The organism is Caulobacter sp. AVps16, assembly GCF_058681455.1.
Genome location: NZ_CM178739.1, coordinates 3,502,886 through 3,522,320 on the forward strand (window position 1 = coordinate 3,502,886; position 19,435 = coordinate 3,522,320).

Consider the following 19,435-nt stretch of genomic DNA (forward strand, 5'->3'; position numbering starts at 1 on the left):
CGTTTCCCGACCCTTCACTCATGGGCCCAGTCCGGAAGGACTGAGGTCCATCTCAATTCGCCTAGAACCTTGCGATCAGACCGACTCTGCCGGTTCAATCGAAAGACCCTAGGGTTCCTCGCGCCAACGCTCCGACCAGGTCGGAGGATGGAACGGGCGGAAGCCTGATAACCGCTCGACGTCTAAAGTCCAGCGATCAGTGCCGCGCCCGGCAAGAAGCGCCGTGTGTATCACATTCTCGCCACCCAAGGCCAAACCCAATTCGTCGGATGTGAACATCCCGAGAATTCGTGGCGTGTTCGGGGCCTTGTAGACGGCGGTCAGCATCTTCCGGCGGCCATCGTCGGCGCCATCGGACGCCTCGATCAGCCAGGCCGTCTTGCCGGAATTCAGCGCGGCGACGACCTTTTCGAAGCCTGAAATAATGTTCCCGGCCCGGCGTGCAAGGCCAAGCCCGTCCAGAACCCGCTTGGCCAGCAGGGCCTCGACCTGGTCAGCCAGATCGGCCGGTGCCGTCAATCGGGTCTTGGCCGAGCGCGAAAACAGGCCCTTCTTGGCCGCCAGCGTCACGGAGTCGCGGTCGGCCCCGACCCAGATTCCCCGGCCCGGCAGCTTGCGCGCCAGGTCAGGCACCACGATGCCGCCCGGCCCCTCGACGAAGCGGATCAGCCGCGCCTCGTCCGTCGCCTCGCCCAGGACAACGTCCTTGCGCAGGCGGGAGGCTTCAGCGTGGGTCCTGGGGGCGGCCTGTTCGGTCATGCGTCTCGCAAAGGGCCCGACCCTCCCGGCGAGGCCGGAAAGGTCGGGACATCTGACTTAGCCTTCCTGCGTCTCTTCGACGGCGGCGGGGGCGTCTTCACCTTCGGCTTCGGCCTCGACGGCCTCGCCCTCGTCATAGACGGGCTCTTCGTATTCCGGTTCCGGCGGAGCCTCGACCCAGCCCATCACGATCCGGGCACGCATGATCAGCGCCTCGGCGTCTTCCGGCGACAGGTTGAAGCTTTCCAGAATGCCCGGCTCGCGCACGCGCTCGCCGTTCTTGCTCTCGAACCAGCCGCGCATGTCGTCCGGCACCAGGCCGGCGAGATCCTCGACGGTCTTCACATCGCCTTCGCCCAGGGCCACGGCCATGGCCAGGGTGACACCCTCGATCTCGAGGACGGCATCCTCGACGCCGTATTCGACGCGCTTGGCGTCCAGGGCGGCGGCTTCCTTTTCCAGGAATTCGCGAGCCCGGGTCTGCAGCTCATCGGCCGTCTCGTCATCGAAGCCTTCGATGGCCGCGATTTCGTGGGCCTCGACATAGGCGACGTCTTCGACCGCCGCGAAGCCTTCGGTGACCAGCAGCTGGGCGATGACCTCGTCGACGTCCAGGGCTTCCTGGAACAGGGCCGTGGTCTCGGTGAACTGCTTCTGACGGCGCTCGCTCTCCTGGCTTTCCGTCATGATGTCGATCTGCCAGCCGGTCAGCTGGCTGGCCAGGCGGACGTTCTGGCCACGGCGGCCGATGGCCAGGGACAACTGCTCGTCAGGCACCACGACCTCAACGCGCTCGTCTTCCTCGTCCATGACGACCTTGGAGACTTCGGCCGGGGCCAGGGCGTTGACGATGAAGGTCGCCTCGTCCTCGGACCACTGGATGATGTCGATCTTTTCGCCCTGCAGCTCGGCCACCACGGCCTGAACGCGCGAACCACGCATACCGACGCAGGCGCCGACGGGGTCGATCGAGCCGTCATTGGAGATCACGGCCATCTTGGCGCGCGAACCCGGATCACGGGCCACGGCGCGGATCTCGATGACGCCGTCATAGACTTCCGGCACTTCCTGGGCGAACAGCTTGGCCATGAAGCCGCCGTGGGCGCGCGACAGCATGATCTGCGGGCCCTTGGTCTCGCGACGGACGTCGTAGATATAGGCGCGGATGCGGTCGCCGACGTTGAAGTTCTCGCGCGGGATCGACTGGTCGCGGCGCATGATGCCCTCGCCGCGGCCCAGATCGACGATGACATTGCCGTATTCGACGCGCTTGACGCTGCCGTTGACGATCTCGCCGGCGCGATCCTTGTACTCGTCGTACTGACGCTCGCGCTCGGCTTCGCGGACCTTGTGCATGACGACCTGGCGGGCCATCTGGGTCTGGACGCGGCCGATCTCGAACGGCGGCAGGTCTTCTTCATAGACCTTGCCGATTTCGGCGTCGCGCCAGGTGCGCTTGGCGATCGACAGCTGGACCTGGCCGATCTCACCCTCGATCTCGGCATCGTCGGCAACGACGGTGATGATGCGCTTCTGGCTGGTTTCGCCGGTGCGCGGATCGATCTTCACCCGGATGTCGTGCTCGGCACCGTAACGGGCCCGGGCCGCCTTTTGCAGGGCGTCCTCGATCGCCTCGATGACGACTTCCTTCTCGATGCCTTTTTCGCGCGCGACCGCATCAGCGATCTGCAGCAGCTCGAGCCGGTTGGCGGAAATGCCGATGGCCATGGTCAGTCCTCTTCACTTTCGGACAGGTCAAAATCTTCGTCCTCGGCGTCATCGCCGAGATCGTCTTGGTCGGCGTCGCCGCCATCCGCCGCAACGCGGGCAGCACGCTGTTCGGCGCCGCGCTTCATCAAGGCGTCGGTCAGCACCAGCTTGGCGTCGACCAGCCATTCGAACGGGAAATAGACGGTGGTGTCGTCCTCGCCCTCGATGTTCAGGCCCACCTGGCCGTCCTCGACGCCGGCCAGCTCGCCCTTGAAGCGCTTGCGGCCCTCGGCGACGCGGTCCAGCTCGATGCGGACCTCCAGCCCGGCATAGTCGTCAAAATCCTTCAGTCGCGTCAGCGGGCGATCGACGCCGGGGCTGGAGACCTCGAGGGTGTATTCGCCGCTGATCGGATCGGCGGCGTCGAGAATTTCCGACACGGCGCGCGACAACCTGGCGCAGTCCTCGACATTCATGTCGCCGCCCGAGCCGTCAGCCTGCATCGGACGTTCGGCCATGATCTGCAACCGACGCGTCTCGGCCCCGCCCATCAGGCGCAGGCGGACGATCTCGTACCCGACGGTTTCGGCGACGGGATCGAGCATATCGATCAGATCACGGTCTTCCTGCGTCTTGCCGCGCAACGGTTTTCTCAACTCACAACAGGGCCGCGAGGCGCGGGCGCCAAACAGCCAAAGAAAAAGCGGCAGCCTTTCGGGCCGCCGCTCGAAAGCGCACTCAGCGCTGACGGACGATGTGGGATCTGTATAGCGCGATCATCCGGCGGTTGGAAGCCCCTGCGGATGACCTCCGAACCGGCCTCTGGCGACGGCCTCTTTCGCGGTGCAGCACTTGTGGCCTATAAGCGCCCCGCGCAGGACCGCCTCCCCGCGGGCCTCTCCCCAAAGAAGAGTCACAATGGACCTTTCCAAGATCGCCACGGGCGTCAACCCGCCCTACGACCTCAACGCTGTCATCGAGATCCCGCAGGGCGGCGAGCCGGTGAAGTACGAGATCGACAAGGCCAGCGGCGCCCTGATGGTCGACCGCTTCCTGCATACGGCGATGTTCTATCCGGCCAATTACGGCTTCATCCCCCACACCCTGGCCGATGACGGTGATCCCGCCGACATCATGGTCGTGGGTCCGACCCCCGTGGTGCCGGGCGCGATCATCCGTTGCCGTCCGATCGGCACCCTGATGATGGTCGATGAGGCGGGTTCGGACGAAAAGATCCTGGCCGTGCCGGTCGACAAGCTGCACCCGTTCTACACGGGCGTGAACAGCTGGCGTGACCTGCCGGTGATCCTCACCGAGCAGATCGCCCACTTCTTCCAGCACTACAAGGATCTGGAAAAGGGCAAGTCGACCAAGATCACCGGCTGGGCCGATCTGGAAGAAACCGCCGACATCATCCGTGCGGCGATCAAGCGCCACGACGACAATTATTGAGTGAAGGTCGGGGGCGAGATCACACTCGCCCCCTCCTGACCTGCTGCGCAGGTCGTCCTCCCCCGTAGGGGGAAGATGAGATCCGCGCGTTTCATCTTCCCCCTACGGGGGAGGAGCGCCGAAGGCGCGGAGGGGGCAAGTTCCCCCGCCTCTAAATCCTCAGAAAATCCAGGAACACCGGCGCGCAATCGCCCAGCTTCTTTTCCTCATAGCGCGTGGTCACGTGGTCGACCGGTGGCGCATTGCGATCAGCGGTCTCGCTTTCGAAGCGGAAGGCCGGATCGGCCAGGACCCGTTCGATGGTCCATTCTGCATAGTCGGCCCAGTCGGTGGCAAAGCGCAGGCGGCCGGCCGGCTTCAGAACACGCGCCAGTTCGGTCACCACCGCCGGCTGGATCAGGCGGCGCTTGTTGTGGCGGGCCTTGTGCCAGGGATCGGGGAACATGATGAACACCCGGGTCAGGCAGGCATCGGGCAGCCAGCCGAGCACGTCGCGGGCGTCGCCCTCGTGGATGCGGACATTGCCGAGCGCCTGTTCCTCGACATGACGGACCGCGCTGGCCACGCCGTTGACGAAGGGCTCGGCCCCGAGGATCAGGGCATGCGGATGACGGCCGGCCTGGGCGGCCATGTGCTCGCCGCCGCCGAAACCGATCTCCAGCCACGTCTCGGTGGTCTCGGGTGCCAGGTCGCGGGGCTCGAAGGCAGCGGTCGGGATCGAGATTTCCGGCAGCAGGGTGTCGAGCAGCGCCTGCTGGCGCGGCTTCACCGGTCGCGACTTGATGCGGCCGAACGAGCGCAGCGGGCCGTGGGGGATGGGGGCATTGGTCATGGGGCGGCGTCTTAGCCGTCATCCCGGTTGGAGGCCAGTGGCGAAGCCAGTCCTTAACGGAGGACGCGCGCCAAACGAAAACGGGCCCCGATCAGGGATCGAGGCCCGTTTCCATAATCCCGGAGGGGCTAGGGCCTACGCCAGGCCCTTCAGCTCGTCGACCAGATCGGTCTTCTCCCACGAGAAGCCGCCCTCATTGTCGGGGGTGCGGCCGAAGTGGCCATAGGCGGCGGTGCGGGCATAGATCGGCTTGTTCAGCTGCAGGTGCTGGCGGATCGACCGCGGGGTGGCACCGCCGATCAGCTCGGGCAGGACCTTTTCCAGCACGGCCGGATCGACCTTGCCCGTGCCGTGCAGGTCGACGTGGAACGACACCGGCTGGGCCACACCGATCGCATAGGCGATCTGGATGGTGCAGCGATCGGCCAGGCCGGCGGCCACGACGTTCTTGGCCAGGTAGCGGCAGGCATAGGCGGCCGAGCGGTCGACCTTGGTCGGATCCTTGCCCGAGAAGGCGCCGCCGCCGTGCGGAGCTGCGCCACCATAGGTGTCGACGATGATCTTGCGGCCGGTGACGCCGGCGTCGCCGTCCGGACCGCCGATCTCGAAGCGCCCGGTCGGATTGACCAGCCACTGGGTCTTCTTGGTGATCAGGCCTTCGGGGAAGATCGGCAGGATGTGCGGGCGGATCAGGTCGAGCACGCGCTTGGAGGTCGCGGCCTTGCCGGCGATCTTCTTCTTGTGCTGGTGCGACACCACGATCGAGACGACGCGGACCGGCTTGCCGTTGCCGTCATATTCCAGGGTCACCTGGCTCTTGGCGTCGGGCTCCAGCTCGTGCAGCTCGCCGCTGTGGCGCAGCTTGGCCAGATGGCTGAGGATGTTGTGGCTGTACTGCAGGGTGGCCGGCATCAGCTCCGGGGTCTCGGTGCTGGCATAGCCGAACATGATGCCCTGATCGCCGGCACCCTCGTCCTTCTTGTCGCTGGCATCCACGCCCTGGGCGATATGGGCCGACTGACCGTGCAGGAAGTTCGAGAACTTGGCCTTCTCCCAGTGGAAGCCCTTCTGCTCGTAGCCGATGTCCTTGATCGCGGCCCGGACCTTGGGCTCCAGCGACTTGAGGATGTCCTTGGTCAGCTGCTTGTTGGCGGCCTTGTCGCCGTCGGGCTTGCCGGCCCGGACTTCACCGGCCAGCACAATGCGGTTGGTGGTGACCAGGGTTTCGCAGGCGACGCGGGCTTCAGGGTCGGCGCTCAGAAAGGCGTCGACGACGGTGTCGCTGATCCGGTCGGCGACCTTGTCAGGGTGACCTTCGGAGACGCTCTCGCTGGTGAAGATATAGGACGAACGGCTCAAGGGACAGCTCCGACCATGACATTGGCGAGAGTGGACGACAGGTCCACCCCACTAGCCGAGCAGCATATAAAGATATGTTTATGTCTGCAAGCCGCGCCGTGTGTCGCGACCCGTTCCGACTAGTCGTCGCTGTCCGGCGCGGTTTCTTCGGCCATGGAGCGGACCAGGTCGAGGATCCGGCGGCGCACCTTGGGCCGGCTGATCTTCGGAAACAGACCAGCCAGTTCCAGACCCTCGGGCGTCATCAGGAAATCGTGGACGAACTGTTCCGAACCGGTTTCAGAGACACCGGTAGCATCGGTGGGGTCGGCAAGGCCTTCGAAGAAATAGGCCACCGACGACTGCAGGCTGCGGGCAATTTCGTACAGTTTGCTGGCACTGACCCGGTTGGCCCCGCGCTCGTACTTCTGGACCTGCTGGAAGGTCAGGCCCAGATCCTCGGCCAGCCGTTCCTGGCTGACGCCCAATATCTTGCGGCGCATTCGAATGCGGGCACCGACATGCAGGTCGATCGGATTGGGGTGGCGGTCTTGGCCGGAAGGGACGCTCATACCTACGCTTGATAGCTGAAATTGCGGTTTTTATTCATCCTATGTCTAACGAATTCGTAATAAATAAAAGCCCTTAAGCCCTGCGATTGCGAAAACTTGCAAAAATCGACAGGAAAACCAGGGCCCAGAAGGCCAGATCGCCGATCCGGCCATAGGGCGTAGGGTTTCCCAAATTGGGCAAAACACCATCGATGACGCCGCTGGCCCCCAGGTCCAGGCGGGTGCCGGGCACGATCCTGCCCCTGGCGTCGATCAGGGCTGAGACACCGGTCGGCGTCGCCCGGATGATCGGAACCCCCGCTTCGATAGCCCTGTAGCTGGCCAGGTTGAGATGCTGCAGCGGCCCCGAGGTCATGCCGAACCAGGCGTCATTGGACACATTGACCAGGGCCCGAACCCGGGAGTCAGGGCGCGCCAGGCCCGGAAACAGACTCTCGTAACAGATCAGGGGCTGAACGATCAGGTCCTTTGACACCCGCAGCGGGGCCGGTCGCGGACCCTTCGCAAAGCCCTCGCCCAGATGGGCCAGGCTCTTGACGCCGAGAGAGGTCAACAGGGCATCGAGCGGCAGATATTCGCCGAACGGCACCAGACGATGCTTGTCATAGACGCCGACCACCTCGAGGTCGGTCGCGGTGCGCTTCAGGGCGATCAGGCTGTTGTAATAGACCGGCCGGTCCGGCGGGCCGTCATAGCGATAGCCGCCGATCAGCAGCAGCTGGCCGGGCTGAAGGGCGTCGACGATCGCCTGGCGCACCCAGGTCCCGGGGGCCAGATAGTCATTGATCGCCGCCGGCAAGGCCCCCTCGGGCCAGACCACAATGTCGGCCGGTTTGCCGGCATAGGGCCGGGCCGTCAGGGTGACATAGGCCTGTACGATGCGGGTGAACCGCTCGGCGTCCCACTTGGCCTCCTGCTTGATATCGGCCTGGACGATCCGGACCGTCGGCGGCTTGCCCTGGGCCACCGGCGAGGCGGGCATCCAGCCCTGGACATAGAGCGCCAGGAGAAAGGCACCGGCGGCGGCGATCGCCTTGCGTCCGGCCAGGCCCTCGCGCCAGACGGCGGGGGCGGCGGCAATGGCCAGGGTGATCCAGGTCAGGCCATAGGCGCCGACCAGGGCGGCCGTCTGGGAGGGTGCCGACCCGGCCTTCCAGGTTTCGCCCGGCAGGTTCCAGGGAAAGCCGGTCAGGACATGGCCGCGGGCCCATTCCAGGGCTGCAAAGGTACCCGCGAACACCAGGATACGACGCACGCCGGGCGGCCGGATCAGCCGATAGAGGACCGCCGCCACGCCCCAGAACAGGGCGAGGCCACCGGCCATGGCGGTCACGGCGATGGGGGCCATCCAGCCCTGGTTGGCGGCGTCGACCATGAAGGCCTCGCCGATCCACCAGGTGCCGAGCCCGAAATAGGCCAGACCCGCCAGCCAGCCCCGCAGAAAGGCCGACCTCAGGGGGCGGGGACCCTCGATCTCATCCAGCAGCCAAAGCAGCAGGGCGTAACCCAGCAAGCCCGGCAGGATGCCGAAGGGCGGATGGGCCAGGGCCGCAGCGAGCCCCGCCAGCAGGGCCAGGCCCCGATCGCGCCAGGGCGGAGCCAGGCTGAACCTCACGAGGCGACAGCGTCCGCGGAGGCGGTCGGAGCACCCGGAACAGCGGCGGGCCGCACCCGAACCCGACGCACCCGGCGCGGATCGGCCTCGACCACCTCGAGGTCAAAACCGTCCGGATGGGCGATCACCTCGCCCCGCTGGGGCACGCGGCCGGCCAGGGCGACGACCAGGCCCGCGACCGTATCGATGTCTTCTTCCATGTCCGGCGGGGCCAGCTCGCGACCGAGGGCTGCCTCCAACTCCTCGAGGGGCGCACGGGCATCGGCCTCGAACACGCCGCCGGGCCGCGCGACGATACCGGCGACGGTGGCGTCGTCATGTTCGTCGTCGATCTCGCCGACCACGGCCTCGATCAGGTCCTCCATGGTCACCAGACCGTCGGTACCGCCAAACTCGTCGATGACCAGGGCCAGGTGCAGGCGACTGGTGCGCATGCGCAGCAGCAGATCAGCGGCCCGCATCGAGGCCGGCACATAGAGGGCTTCGCGCCGGACCTTGTGCAGGACCAGATCGGCGGGGCCGGGACGCTTGTCATCCGAGGCCAGCAGCCGGAACACATCCTTGACGTGGACCACCCCGACCGGGTCGTCGAGGGTTTCGCGATAGATCGGCATCCGCGAATGCTCGGCCTCGGTGAACTGGCCGATCAGGGTTTCAAAGGCGGTCGACAGTTCGACGGAGACGATGTCGGCGCGCGGCGTCATGACGTCGGCGACCTTCAGGGTCTTGAAGGCCTCGGCCTGGTCGACGATGTCGACCGCGCTGTCCTGCACAGGATCAGCAGCCCGAACCGGCTCAGCCGGCACGGCCAGGCGCTTGCGCATCCTGCGGAAAAACGCCCGCACGCCCCGGCTCATTCGCGCGGAAGCGGCGGGCTTGTGACTAGAGTCGTCGCTGGGCATAGCCTTGGATCACTGTCCCTCTGCTGCGGCATAGGGGTCGGGAACATCCAGGGTGGCCAGGATCTCGCGTTCCAGGGCCTCCATGGACTCAGCCTCCTCGTCGCCTTGGTGATCATATCCTAAGAGATGCAGCACCCCGTGCGCCACCAGATGTTGCAAATGGTGCGCCAGCGGCTTGCCCTGCTCAATCGCTTCGCGCTGGCAGACCCCGAAGGCCAGGGCGATGTCGCCGATCTGACCTTCCGGATTGGGCGGCGAGGGAAAGGACAGCACATTGGTGGCCTGATTCTTCTGGCGAAAGTCGCGGTTCAGGACCTGGATGCTGTCGTCATCGGCCAGCAGAATGACGATCCCCTGGCCTTCAATGTCCTGATGGGCATCCAGCACCGCTTGGGCGGCACGCCAGACCAGGGCTTCGGTTTCAGGCTCGGCCTTGATCCAGGCCTCGTCTTCGATCTCGATATCAACAGTGATGGTCATCAGCGGGGCGGGCTCGTTATCGCGGCGTGCTTTGGGCGGCGTCGGCGTCATAGGCCTTGACGATGCGCTCGACCAGCGGATGGCGCACCACGTCGGCGGCCGTGAACCGCGAGACCGACACGCCCTCGACGCCTTCCAGGATCGAAACCGCGTGGGCCAGACCGGAATCGCGCGGATTGAGCAGGTCGATCTGGGTCGGATCGCCGGTCACCACCATGCGGGAGCCTTCGCCCAGCCGGGTCAGGACCATCTTCATCTGCAGGCGGGAACAGTTCTGGGCCTCGTCGACGATGACAAAGGCATGGGCCAGGGTGCGGCCGCGCATGAAGGCGATCGGGGCAACCTCGATCTCCAGCTTCTCGCGCCGGCGGCGCAGCTGGTCAGCGCCCATGATGTCGGTCAGGGCTTCCCAGACCGGGGCCATGTAGGGATCGACCTTTTCGTTCAGGTCACCGGGCAGAAAACCCAGCTTCTCGCCGGCCTCGACGGCCGGGCGGGTGACGATCAGGCGATCGACCTCGCCGCGCAGCAGCATGCCTGCCCCATGGGCCACGGCCAGGAAGGTCTTGCCGGTGCCGGCCGGACCCAGGCCGAAGGACAGCGGATGGCTGCCCATGGCCTCCATATAGCGGGCCTGGCCCTTGGTCTTGGGCGACACGGCACCCTTGCGCACCGTTCGTCCGGAGGCCTGACCGCCCGTGCTCTGGGCCTCGCCGACCGCGATCCGCACATCGGCCTCGACCACCTCCTGGCCCGCATCGGCGCGGTGAGCCAGGTCGCTCAGAGCCCGCTTGGCTCCGGTACGTCCCTTGACGTCGCCGGTGAGGGTGACGCCACCGCCCGGGGTCTCGATCAGCACCCTGAAGGCGTCCTCGATCAGGGCGGCGTGACGGCCGTGGGGACCGGTGACGGCATGAACCGCATCGTCCGACAGCGGCAGGAACTCGGGGGTGCGACTCAAGCGGTCTCCAGAATGGAAGAGGTTTCCAGCACGCCGCCCAGGCTCATCTTGGCGGCGGATTCGATCCGGACCGGAACAATCGTCCCGATCAGCTGTTCGCCGCCCTCGGCATGGACCGCCTGCAGATAGGGGCTGCGGCCGACGATCTGGCCGGGGTGACGACCGGCCTTTTCGAACAGCACGGGCAGGACCTTGCCGACCTGGCCGGCATTGAACGCCTTCTGCTGTTCGTCGAGCAGCTGGTTCAGGCGCTCCAGGCGCTCGGCCTTCACCGCCTCGTCGACCTGACCGGTCATGGCCGAGGCCGGCGTGCCGGGGCGGCGCGAATACTTGAACGAGAAGGCCGAGGCGAAGCCGACCTCGCGAACCAGGTCGAGAGTCTTTTCGAAATCGCCGTCGCGCTCGCCGGGGAAGCCGACGATGAAGTCGCCGCTCATGGCGATGTCGGGGCGGGCGGCGCGGATCTTCTCGATCAGCTTCACATAGCTTTCAGCCGTGTGATCGCGGTTCATGGCCTTGAGGATCTTGTCGCTGCCGGCCTGCACCGGCAGGTGCAGATAGGGCATCAGCTCCGGCAGTTCGCCATGGGCCTCGATCAGGTCATCGCCCATGTCGCGCGGATGGCTGGTGGTGTAGCGGATCCGGTCCAGGCCATCGATCCTGGCCAGCCGGCGGACCAGCTTGGCCAGGGTCGAGCCGTCGCCGTCATAGGCATTGACGTTCTGACCCAGCAGGGTGACCTCGCGCACGCCCTGATCGGCCAGGCGCCGGGCTTCCTCGACGATGTCATTGACCGGCCGCGACCATTCGCCGCCGCGCGTATAGGGCACGACACAGAAGGTGCAGAACTTGTCGCAGCCTTCCTGAACGGTCAGGAAGGCGGTGACACCCTTGACCTGGCGCTCGGCCGGCAGGGCGTCGAACTTTTCGTCGGCAGCGAAATGGGTCGAGAGCCGCTCGCCGGTCGCCCGGTGGGCGCGGGCGATCAGCTCGGGCAGCTGGTGATAGGACTGGGGCCCGACCACCAGATCGACCGCCTTCTGGCGCGTCATGATCTCCTGGCCCTCGGCCTGGGCGACGCAGCCGGCCACGGCAATGGTCATGCGACCCCCGCCCTCGGCCTTGCGGTCCTTCATCAGCTTGATCTGACCGAGCTCGGAATAGACCTTCTCGGTGGCCTTTTCGCGGATATGGCAGGTGTTGAGCACCACCAGATCCGCCCCTTCGGGATCATCGACGACGCCATAGCCCAGCGGTCGCAGGACATCGGCCATGCGCTCGCTGTCATAGACGTTCATCTGACAGCCGTAGGTCTTGATATAGAGGCGCTTTTGCGGGGTCTCGCTCATGCGGCGAGGTTATGGGGGCGTGCGTGCATCAGCGCAAGATCGCTGGGGACACAGTTGAGATCCTCCCCTCTTGGGGGAGGTGGCCCGGAGGGCCGGTGGGGGCAGCTGGGCAGAGGCCGCGATGACCCCCTCAGTCGCTCCGCGACGGCTCCCCCTGAGGGGGAGCATCTTGCGAGCCGATCACTCCTCGATCGGAACCCCGTAGAGTTCCAGGCGGTGGTCGATCAGCTTGTAGCCGAGCTTGCGGGCGATGGCCGTCTGCAGGGCCTCGATCTCCTCATCGACAAACTCGACCACCTTGCCGGTCTTCATGTCGATCAGGTGGTCGTGATGGTGGCTGGGCGTCTCTTCGTAACGCGAGCGACCGTCGCGGAAGTCGTGACGCTCGATGATGCCGCTCTCCTCGAACAGGCGCACCGTCCGGTAGACCGTGGCGATGGAAATATGCGGATCGACCGAGTGGGCGCGGCGGTGCAGCTCTTCGACATCCGGATGGTCGTCGGCCGCCGACAGTACGCGCGCGATCACGCGGCGCTGGTCGGTCATGCGCATGCCCTTATCGATGCACAGCTTTTCAAGTCGATCCAAGGCGGCGCCTCCGTCTGAGTCGCCGCAAGATAGGCGGCAAAGCCTTATGTGTTAAGCGCCCGGCGCATGACAACTGCGTCCCGGTCGCCCTCAGGATGGGGATAATAGCCCCGGCGCAGACCAACCTTGGCAAAACCGGCTGACGCATAGAGGGCCAGGGCGGCGGCATTGTCGGCCGCGACTTCCAAAAACAGGGCGTCTGAGCCGGTTTCCGCCGCGATGCCGGCCGCCATCTCCACCAGGGCAGAACCCCAGCCCCGGCGGCGCGCGCCGGGGTCGACGGCGATGGTCAGGATCTCGGCCTCGCCCGCAATCGAGCGGCACAGGATGAAGCCCTTCTCGACGGCCGGCTCGCCCGCCTCGCCCAGCACCGCAAAGACGCCGGGCGAGTTCAGCAGGTCTTCAAGGGCCAGGGCGCTCCAGGGCCGCTCGAAGGAGCGGTCATGCAGGTCCGCCAGACTGAAACAGGCCTCAAGGCCTACGGGGCGCAGGATCATGATGCGGCCGCGCCGGCCGGAAGGGTGGCATAGGGCGCGCGCAGATAGAGCGGACGGGGCGAATGCAGGGGGACGGGCCGCGCGGCGGCCAGGCGGGCAATGGCGACCGGATCCGGCGCAGCGGGCGTCAGGATCGTCGCCCTGGGAAAGGTTTGCGCCAACAGGGGCGCGCCCGAGCCGATCAGGGTCACGGCCTGACCGCCATGCAGTTCGGCCAGCCTTGCCGCCGCCGAGCCCAGATCGAGGGCGTCTGGTGCCATCAGGGCGATGCGACCGTCGAAGACCTGCAGATAGACCTGGCTCATCCGGGCATCGAGCACGGCGGCGACGAAGCCAGGCGTGCCATGGGCCAGGGCTTCCAGGGTACTGACCCCGATACAGGGGATCGACAGGGCGGTGGCCAGGCCCTTGGCGAAGGCCAGGCCCACCCTCAGGCCGGTGAACGAGCCGGGTCCTATGGTCACACCGATCCGGGTCAGTTCGGAAAAGGCCACCCCGGCCTCATGAGCGACCTCGCGCGCCAGGACCCCGATCCGTTCCTGATGACCCCTTGTCATGGGCTCGGTGCGGGCGGCCAGCACCTGGTCACCGGCCAGGATCGCGACCGAGCTCGCGCCCAGGCAGGTGTCGATGGCCAGGATCATGGGGGCAGGCTGGATCATGTCCGGGGTTTAGCGCGTACGCGCTGGATGCACAAAAAGAACCCTGCGCCTTCGGCCGCTCAGGCGACCGACGGCGCAGGGTCCGTCGTGATCAGACGATCTGTGCCGCTTCCTCGAAGTCGAGGCGCGGGCTGCGCGGAAACAGGCCATCGTCCGTGCCGTAACCGATCGAGGCGATGAAGTTGGACTTGATGTTGGTGCCGGCGAAGAATTCGGCATCGACGCCGGCATTGTCGAAGCCCGACATCGCCCCGACATCGAGCCCCAGGGCTCGGGCCGCAAGGATGAAATAGCCGCCCTGCAGCGAGCTGTTGCGGAACGCGCCCCACTCCTTGGCCACAGGGTCGCCGAACCAGTTTTTGGCCCCCGGGGCGTGCGGGAACAGCTTGTCGAGGGTTTCGGGGAAGTCGAGATCATAGCCGATGATCACCGTGGCCGGGGCCTGCAGGATCTTGGGGCCATTGGAGCCGGAGGACAGCGCCGCCAGTCTGGCCTTGGCGTCCGGACTGGTCACGAAAACGAACCGGGCCGGGGTGGAGTTGGCGGCCGTGGGCCCGAACTTCACCAGGTCGTACAGCTCGCGCAGCAGGCTTTCAGGCAGCGGGTCGGTCTTCCAGCCGTTGCGGGTACGGGCTTCGGTGAACAGTTGGGCGAGCGCCGGAGCGTCGAGCTTGGCCATTTGCGATCCTCAGGGGGCTATCAGCAACTTACTTAGTTACAATATAGGAATCCGATGAGGCGGCGCAAGCGCACGCCATCAAGACCGAGGTCCAGGCGCTACAGCGTCTGCTCGACCCGGGTGACCTCGGGCACATAGTGTTTGAGCATGTTCTCGACGCCCGACTTCAGAGTGGCCGAAGAGGACGGACAGCCCGAACAGGCCCCACGCATGTGCAACCAGACCACGCCCGTGGCCGGTTCGAACCGGCTGAAGACGATGTCGCCGCCGTCCTGGGCTACGGCCGGGCGGATGCGGGTGTCGAGCAGTTCCTTGATTTCGGCGACGATCTGGCTGGCATCCTCGTCATAGACGCCGTCATCATCATGCCCGCTGGCTGTGGCATCCAGCAGCAGGGGCCGCCCGCTGGTGAAATGGTCCATGATCGCGGCCAGGATCGGGGCCTTCAGATGTGGCCACTCGGCATCGGGGTCCTTGGTCACGGTCAGGAAATCAGGGCCGAAGAAGACCCGCGTCACGTCGCCCAGCTGGAACAGAGCCTTGGCCAGCGGCGAGGACTCGGCCTCTGCTGCCGTCTTGAACTCGCGTGCGCCCTCACCCAGCACTTCACGGCCGGGCAGGAACTTCAGGACCTCGGGATTGGGGGTGGTTTCGGTCTGGATGAACATGGCGGACAAATGGACCCGGGGGCGTCCATGCGCAAGAGATCCGGCTCACGACAAAGAAAGGTGACACAGGCGTCATTTTCTGGCGTGATACGGAAAACAACGACCTGCGGGAGGCTTCCATGAGCGATGGCTCGATTGATCTGAGCGCCGATGCGCGCGCCAAGGCTTGGTCCATTCCCCTTGAGGACTACCATGTGGCCGACCCGGTCCTGTTCCAGGCCGACGCCATGTGGCCCTATTTCGAGCGCATGCGGAAAGAGGATCCGGTCCACTGGTCCAAGGGCGACGAAGAGACGGGCCCCTACTGGTCGGTCACCAAGTACAACGACATCATGGCCGTCGACACCAATCACGCGGTGTTCTCGTCCGACGCCCATCTGGGCGGCATCACGATCCGGAACTTCGACGAGGACTTCGTCCTGCCGATGTTCATCGCCATGGACCCGCCCAAGCACGACATCCAGCGCAAGACCGTCAGCCCGATCGTCTCGCCCCAGAACCTTGCCAAGCTGGAAGGCCTGATCCGCGAGCGGGTGAACCTGATCCTCGACGACCTGCCGATCGGCGAGCCCTTCGACTGGGTCGACAAGGTCTCGATCGAGCTGACCACCCAGATGCTGGCCACCCTGTTCGACTTCCCGTGGGAAGAGCGCCGCAAGCTGACCCGCTGGTCGGACATCGCCACCGCCTCGCCGGAAAGCGGCCTGATCGAAAGCGAAGAGGCCCGCCGGGCCGAACTGCTGGAGTGCCTGGCCTATTTCACCAATCTTTGGAACGAGCGCGTCAATGCCACCGAGCCCGGCGGCGACCTGATCTCGATGCTGGCCCATGGCGAGGCCACGCGCGACATGCCGCCGATGGAGTATCTGGGCAACATCATCCTGCTGATCGTCGGCGGCAATGACACGACCCGCAACTCCCTGACCGGCGGCCTCTATGCCCTGTCCAAGAATCCGGAACAGGAAGCCAAGCTGCGGGCCAATCCCGAGCTGATCCCGTCGATGGTGTCGGAGATCATCCGCTGGCAGACGCCCCTGGCCCACATGCGCCGCACGGCTCTGGAAGACGTCGAACTGGCCGGCAAGACCATCAAGAAGGGCGACAAGGTCGTCATGTGGTACGTCTCGGGCAACCGCGACGACACCGTGATCGAGAACGCCGACAGCTTCATCATCGACCGCGAAAACCCCCGCCGCCACCTGTCGTTCGGCTTCGGCATCCACCGCTGCGTGGGCAATCGCTTGGCCGAAATGCAGCTGAAGATCGTCTGGGAAGAGATCCTCAAGCGCTTCCCGAAGATCGAGGTCCTCGACGAACCGCGCCGGGTCTATTCTAGCTTCGTGAAGGGCTATGAGACCCTGACGGTGCGGATCCCCGAGCGGGTCTAGTCGGCGAACACTTGCCCCCTCCGCGCCTTCGGCGCTCCTCCCCCGTAGGGGGAAGATGAGGTCAGCGCGGCTTCGTCTTCCCCCTACGGGGGAGGACGACCGCGAAGCGGTCAGGAGGGGGCGAGTTTCAAGCCCCCCAGAACCCCACCAGTTTCTTGACCTCGGCCACGGTCGGGGCTGCCACTTCGCGAGCCCGCTCCGCGCCCCTGGCGAGAATACGGTCGATCTCGGCCGGATCGGCCAGCAGGGACCGCATGCGCTCACCCACCGGGGCCAGCTTCTCGACCGCCAGCTCGGCCAGGGCCGGCTTGAAGGTCCCAAAGCCCTTGCCGGCATAGTCGGCCAGAACCTCGGCCTTGGTCCGGCCGTCCAGGGCCGCGAAGATGCCGACCAGATTATCGGCCTCGGGCCGGGTGGCCAGTTCTTCCAGGGTTTCCGGCAGGGGCTCGGGATCGGTGCGGGCCTTCTTGACCTTGGTGGCGATGGCGTCGGCATCGTCGGTCAGGTTGATGCGGCTATAGTCCGACGGGTCGGACTTGCTCATCTTGGCCGAGCCGTCACGCAGGCTCATGATCCGCGCACCGGGACCCTGGATCAGGGGATCGGGCTGCGGGAAGAAGTTCGGCGCCCCGCCCGGAATGCCGAAGTCGTGGTTGAACTTGGCGGCGATGTCGCGGGTCAGTTCCAGATGCTGCTTCTGGTCCTCGCCGACCGGCACATGGGTGGCCTTGTAGATCAGGATGTCGGCGGCCTGCAGCACCGGATAGGTGTAGAGCCCCACCGAGCTGCGTTCCTTGTTCTTGCCGCTCTTTTCCTTGAACTGGGTCATGCGGTCCAGCCAGCCGAGGCGGGCGACGCACTGGAAGATCCAGGCCAGTTCAGCGTGCTCGGGCACGGCCGACTGCGGGAAGATGGTGGCCTTGGCCGGATCGAGACCGGCGGCCAGATAGGCGGCGGCGATCTCGCGGGTCTGCTGGGCCAGGGCGGCCGGCTCCTGCCACACCGTGATGGCATGCAGGTCGGCCACGAAGATGAAGGTGTCGATCTCGTGCTGCAGGCGGGCGAACTTCACCAGCGCGCCCAGATAGTTGCCCAGATGCAGGGCGCCGGAGGGTTGCACGCCGGAGAGCACACGGGCGGGACCCGCATAGGCGGCGACAGGAGCTTGGTCGGTCATGGCTTCAGCCTTGGATCTTGAAACTTGGAATGGCGAGCGCGGAAACGCCAACCGCATCCCGGGATGCGGCGATCAGGGTCAGCAGGAGCCGCGCCATCGCGGCGGGAAGGGACCGATCAAAGCCATGGCCGCTGGTTACCGCTCCGCGCCCCTCAGGGCAAGCCGGGTCAGCGCCCCGCCCCGCGCCGCAGCACCAGCCGGGCCTCGGCAAGGGTCACGCCGCCGGAGAGCAGCAACAGCACAGGATAGAGGCCCGCCGCCAGGACGCAGGTCGCCAGGATGGCCAGCTCCTTGGCCGCACCGACGCCCATGGCCAGGATCGGGGCCTCAATGGCGGCGCGCCAGTGCGACATCGCCGCCAGGATCAGGCCCAGGGAGACGCTGGCCGCCAGCACCCGCACGATCTTGCCCCAGGCCATGGCGCTGGGCGTGTAGTCGCCGCGCTTGCTCAGGGTCAGGGCCATCTGCAGCACATTGATCCAGGAGGCGGCGCTGGTCGCGGCGGCCAGGCCGGGCACGCCCATGACCGGGAACAGGGCGAGGCCCAGGCCGATATTGATCGCCACCGAAACCAGGGCGAAACGCATCGGGCTCTTGGTGTCGCCACGAGCGAAGAAGGCCGGCGACAGGATGCGGGCCAGGACGAAGGCCGGGGTGCCCCAGCCATAGTGCAGCAGGGCATTGGCCGTCTGGCGGGCGTCGAACGCCGTGAATTCACCGCGGGTGAACAGGCCGTCGATCAGGAAATAGGGAATGCTGAACAGGGCCACGGCGGCCGGCAGGGTCAGGGCCAGGGCGAAAATGATGGCCTGGTCCATGGCCGTCTGGGCTTCGCGGCGATCCTCGGCCGCCACGGCCCGCGACAGGCGCGGCAGCAGGGCGACCCCGATGGCGACGCCCACCAGGCCGAGTGGCAGCTGATAGAGGCGGTCGGCATAGGCCAGCCAGGTCCGCGCGCCGTTCACATGGCTGGCCAGCACGCCGGAGATGGTGATGTTGATCTGGCTGGCGCTGGCAGCAATGGCCCCGGGCACGGCCAGGGCGATCAGGCCCTTGATCTCGGGCGTCAGGCGCGGCAGCCGCCAGCGGATCGTGGCTCCCGCCTTGCGCACCGCCCAGACCAGCAGCAGCACCTGGCAGACCCCGGCCGCCAGAATGCCCCAGGACGCCGCCACCGCCGCGTCATGGGCATTGCGGGTCGGGATCACGGCGATCAGGGTCACGAGGTTCAGCAGGATCGGCGCGGCGGCCGAAACGATGAACTTGCCCCGGGCGTTCAGCACGCCCGACAGCAGGGCCACGATCGCCATACAGGGCAGGTAGGGCATGGTGATCTGGGTCAGGATCACGGCCAGCTTGTACTTGTCGGTGCCGAAGCCGAAGCCCGGACTGATCACCATCATAAGCCATGGCATGGCCGCCTGGGAGACCAGGGTCAGACCGACCGTAAAGGCGGCGATGGTGGCCATGGCATCGGCCGCCAGCTTGTCGGCCACCGCGGCCCCATCACGATCGAGGGTCTTGGAATAGGCCGGCACGAAGGCCGCCGCGAAGGCCCCCTCGGCAAAGATCCGCCGGAACAGGTTGGGGAACATCTGGGCGGTGTTGAAGGCGTCGGCCGCGAAATTGGCGCTGGCCCCGAGGAAATACGAGATCACCAGATCGCGCACAAAGCCCATCAGGCGACTGACCAGGGTCAGGCCGGAATAGATCGCCGACGACCGGATCATGCCGGGGGCTTTTTTCGGGGCGGCGGCGGGGGGGGCGGTGTCGTTCACGGACGGCTTCTGAGCGCTGGCGGCAAGG

Annotated in this window: 20 protein-coding genes; 2 read left to right on the forward strand and 18 right to left on the reverse strand. The window is 66.2% G+C overall.

Annotation, left to right across the window (positions count from 1 at the left end; genetic code table 11):
* Positions 1-108: 108 nt before the first annotated feature.
* From ACW17U_RS16815 to rimP, 3 genes are read right to left on the reverse strand one after another with little or no spacing between them, the layout of a single operon-like run.
* Entirely contained in the window at positions 109-759 is a 651-nt protein-coding gene (locus tag ACW17U_RS16815) for an RNA-binding protein (RefSeq protein WP_062142577.1), read from the reverse strand.
* A gap of 57 nt (positions 760-816) precedes the next feature.
* Positions 817-2,487, reverse strand: a complete 1,671-nt coding sequence (nusA, locus tag ACW17U_RS16820) for a transcription termination factor NusA (protein ID WP_492053943.1) — start codon at positions 2,485-2,487, stop codon at positions 817-819.
* A gap of 2 nt (positions 2,488-2,489) precedes the next feature.
* Positions 2,490-3,113 carry a ribosome maturation factor RimP gene (gene rimP, locus ACW17U_RS16825; protein ID WP_062142571.1) on the reverse strand — a complete coding sequence of 208 codons (624 nt, stop codon included), beginning with the start codon at positions 3,111-3,113 and terminating at the stop codon, positions 2,490-2,492.
* 274 nt (positions 3,114-3,387) lie between these two features.
* Between rimP and ppa the strand changes: the two genes are divergently transcribed.
* Positions 3,388-3,921, forward strand: coding sequence for an inorganic diphosphatase (gene ppa, locus ACW17U_RS16830; protein ID WP_062142568.1), 534 nt, complete (start codon positions 3,388-3,390; stop codon positions 3,919-3,921).
* 151 nt (positions 3,922-4,072) lie between these two features.
* Here ppa and trmB read toward each other — a convergent pair whose 3' ends face one another.
* The 13 genes from trmB to ACW17U_RS16895 all read right to left on the reverse strand — a co-directional run bounded on the left by trmB (position 4,073) and on the right by ACW17U_RS16895 (position 15,064).
* On the reverse strand, positions 4,073-4,753 hold the full coding sequence (trmB, locus tag ACW17U_RS16835; RefSeq protein ID WP_492053946.1) for a tRNA (guanosine(46)-N7)-methyltransferase TrmB: 681 nt from the start codon (positions 4,751-4,753) through the stop codon (positions 4,073-4,075).
* Between the two features lie 135 nt (positions 4,754-4,888).
* Entirely contained in the window at positions 4,889-6,112 is a 1,224-nt protein-coding gene (gene metK / locus ACW17U_RS16840) for a methionine adenosyltransferase (protein ID WP_492053947.1), read from the reverse strand.
* 119 nt (positions 6,113-6,231) lie between these two features.
* Positions 6,232-6,663, reverse strand: coding sequence for a helix-turn-helix domain-containing protein (locus ACW17U_RS16845; RefSeq protein WP_492053948.1), 432 nt, complete (start codon positions 6,661-6,663; stop codon positions 6,232-6,234).
* Between the two features lie 73 nt (positions 6,664-6,736).
* Positions 6,737-8,278, reverse strand: coding sequence for an apolipoprotein N-acyltransferase (gene lnt, locus ACW17U_RS16850; protein WP_492053950.1), 1,542 nt, complete (start codon positions 8,276-8,278; stop codon positions 6,737-6,739).
* Positions 8,275-9,180, reverse strand: coding sequence for a hemolysin family protein (locus ACW17U_RS16855; protein WP_492053952.1), 906 nt, complete (start codon positions 9,178-9,180; stop codon positions 8,275-8,277). The genes lnt and ACW17U_RS16855 overlap by 4 nt, the downstream gene beginning before the upstream one ends.
* A 9-nt stretch (positions 9,181-9,189) precedes the next feature.
* Positions 9,190-9,642, reverse strand: a complete 453-nt coding sequence (ybeY, locus tag ACW17U_RS16860; protein WP_492055758.1) for an rRNA maturation RNase YbeY — start codon at positions 9,640-9,642, stop codon at positions 9,190-9,192.
* Positions 9,643-9,676: 34 nt separating this feature from the next.
* Positions 9,677-10,621: a PhoH family protein gene (locus ACW17U_RS16865; protein ID WP_062142543.1), complete on the reverse strand. Its 945-nt coding sequence runs from the start codon at positions 10,619-10,621 to the stop codon at positions 9,677-9,679.
* Positions 10,618-11,970: a tRNA (N6-isopentenyl adenosine(37)-C2)-methylthiotransferase MiaB gene (miaB, locus tag ACW17U_RS16870; RefSeq protein WP_492053955.1), complete on the reverse strand. Its 1,353-nt coding sequence runs from the start codon at positions 11,968-11,970 to the stop codon at positions 10,618-10,620. Before miaB ends, ACW17U_RS16865 begins: the two co-directional genes overlap by 4 nt.
* 180 nt (positions 11,971-12,150) lie before the next feature.
* Positions 12,151-12,558, reverse strand: a complete 408-nt coding sequence (locus ACW17U_RS16875) for a Fur family transcriptional regulator (protein ID WP_062142537.1) — start codon at positions 12,556-12,558, stop codon at positions 12,151-12,153.
* 44 nt (positions 12,559-12,602) lie between these two features.
* On the reverse strand, positions 12,603-13,055 hold the full coding sequence (locus ACW17U_RS16880) for a GNAT family N-acetyltransferase (RefSeq protein WP_492053957.1): 453 nt from the start codon (positions 13,053-13,055) through the stop codon (positions 12,603-12,605).
* Positions 13,052-13,699, reverse strand: coding sequence for a tRNA (adenosine(37)-N6)-threonylcarbamoyltransferase complex dimerization subunit type 1 TsaB (gene tsaB, locus ACW17U_RS16885; RefSeq protein WP_492055759.1), 648 nt, complete (start codon positions 13,697-13,699; stop codon positions 13,052-13,054). Before tsaB ends, ACW17U_RS16880 begins: the two co-directional genes overlap by 4 nt.
* 109 nt (positions 13,700-13,808) lie before the next feature.
* A complete protein-coding gene (locus ACW17U_RS16890; protein WP_062142531.1) occupies positions 13,809-14,396 on the reverse strand; it encodes a malonic semialdehyde reductase in 588 nt (195 codons plus the stop codon).
* Positions 14,397-14,494: 98 nt separating this feature from the next.
* Positions 14,495-15,064 (reverse strand): NifU family protein, encoded by a 570-nt coding sequence (locus ACW17U_RS16895; protein WP_062142528.1) that lies wholly within the window; start codon positions 15,062-15,064, stop codon positions 14,495-14,497.
* Positions 15,065-15,183: 119 nt separating this feature from the next.
* Here ACW17U_RS16895 and ACW17U_RS16900 point away from each other — a divergent pair, with 119 nt between their 5' ends.
* Positions 15,184-16,452 carry a cytochrome P450 gene (locus ACW17U_RS16900; RefSeq protein ID WP_062142525.1) on the forward strand — a complete coding sequence of 423 codons (1,269 nt, stop codon included), beginning with the start codon at positions 15,184-15,186 and terminating at the stop codon, positions 16,450-16,452.
* 127 nt (positions 16,453-16,579) lie between these two features.
* Here ACW17U_RS16900 and trpS read toward each other — a convergent pair whose 3' ends face one another.
* A complete protein-coding gene (trpS, locus tag ACW17U_RS16905; RefSeq protein WP_492053960.1) occupies positions 16,580-17,629 on the reverse strand; it encodes a tryptophan--tRNA ligase in 1,050 nt (349 codons plus the stop codon).
* Between the two features lie 167 nt (positions 17,630-17,796).
* Positions 17,797-19,359 (reverse strand): murein biosynthesis integral membrane protein MurJ, encoded by a 1,563-nt coding sequence (gene murJ / locus ACW17U_RS16910; RefSeq protein ID WP_492055760.1) that lies wholly within the window; start codon positions 19,357-19,359, stop codon positions 17,797-17,799.
* Positions 19,360-19,435 lie beyond the last annotated feature (76 nt).

What these genes read in the sequence shown, in the direction of transcription:
- ACW17U_RS16900 (WP_062142525.1), top strand. Translation starts at nt 15,184, where the DNA reads ATGAGCGATGGCTCGATTGATCTGAGCGCCGATGCGCGCGCCAAGGCT.
- murJ (WP_492055760.1), bottom strand. Translation starts at nt 19,359, where the DNA reads ATGATCCGGTCGTCGGCGATCTATTCCGGCCTGACCCTGGTCAGTCGC.
- ACW17U_RS16880 (WP_492053957.1), bottom strand. Translation starts at nt 13,055, where the DNA reads ATGATCCTGCGCCCCGTAGGCCTTGAGGCCTGTTTCAGTCTGGCGGAC.
- ACW17U_RS16895 (WP_062142528.1), bottom strand. Translation starts at nt 15,064, where the DNA reads ATGTTCATCCAGACCGAAACCACCCCCAATCCCGAGGTCCTGAAGTTC.
- nusA (WP_492053943.1), bottom strand. Translation starts at nt 2,487, where the DNA reads ATGGCCATCGGCATTTCCGCCAACCGGCTCGAGCTGCTGCAGATCGCT.
- ACW17U_RS16890 (WP_062142531.1), bottom strand. Translation starts at nt 14,396, where the DNA reads ATGGCCAAGCTCGACGCTCCGGCGCTCGCCCAACTGTTCACCGAAGCC.
- miaB (WP_492053955.1), bottom strand. Translation starts at nt 11,970, where the DNA reads ATGAGCGAGACCCCGCAAAAGCGCCTCTATATCAAGACCTACGGCTGT.
- tsaB (WP_492055759.1), bottom strand. Translation starts at nt 13,699, where the DNA reads ATGATCCTGGCCATCGACACCTGCCTGGGCGCGAGCTCGGTCGCGATC.
- trpS (WP_492053960.1), bottom strand. Translation starts at nt 17,629, where the DNA reads ATGACCGACCAAGCTCCTGTCGCCGCCTATGCGGGTCCCGCCCGTGTG.
- ACW17U_RS16845 (WP_492053948.1), bottom strand. Translation starts at nt 6,663, where the DNA reads ATGAGCGTCCCTTCCGGCCAAGACCGCCACCCCAATCCGATCGACCTG.
- ACW17U_RS16855 (WP_492053952.1), bottom strand. Translation starts at nt 9,180, where the DNA reads ATGCCCAGCGACGACTCTAGTCACAAGCCCGCCGCTTCCGCGCGAATG.
- ACW17U_RS16815 (WP_062142577.1), bottom strand. Translation starts at nt 759, where the DNA reads ATGACCGAACAGGCCGCCCCCAGGACCCACGCTGAAGCCTCCCGCCTG.
- ppa (WP_062142568.1), top strand. Translation starts at nt 3,388, where the DNA reads ATGGACCTTTCCAAGATCGCCACGGGCGTCAACCCGCCCTACGACCTC.
- trmB (WP_492053946.1), bottom strand. Translation starts at nt 4,753, where the DNA reads ATGACCAATGCCCCCATCCCCCACGGCCCGCTGCGCTCGTTCGGCCGC.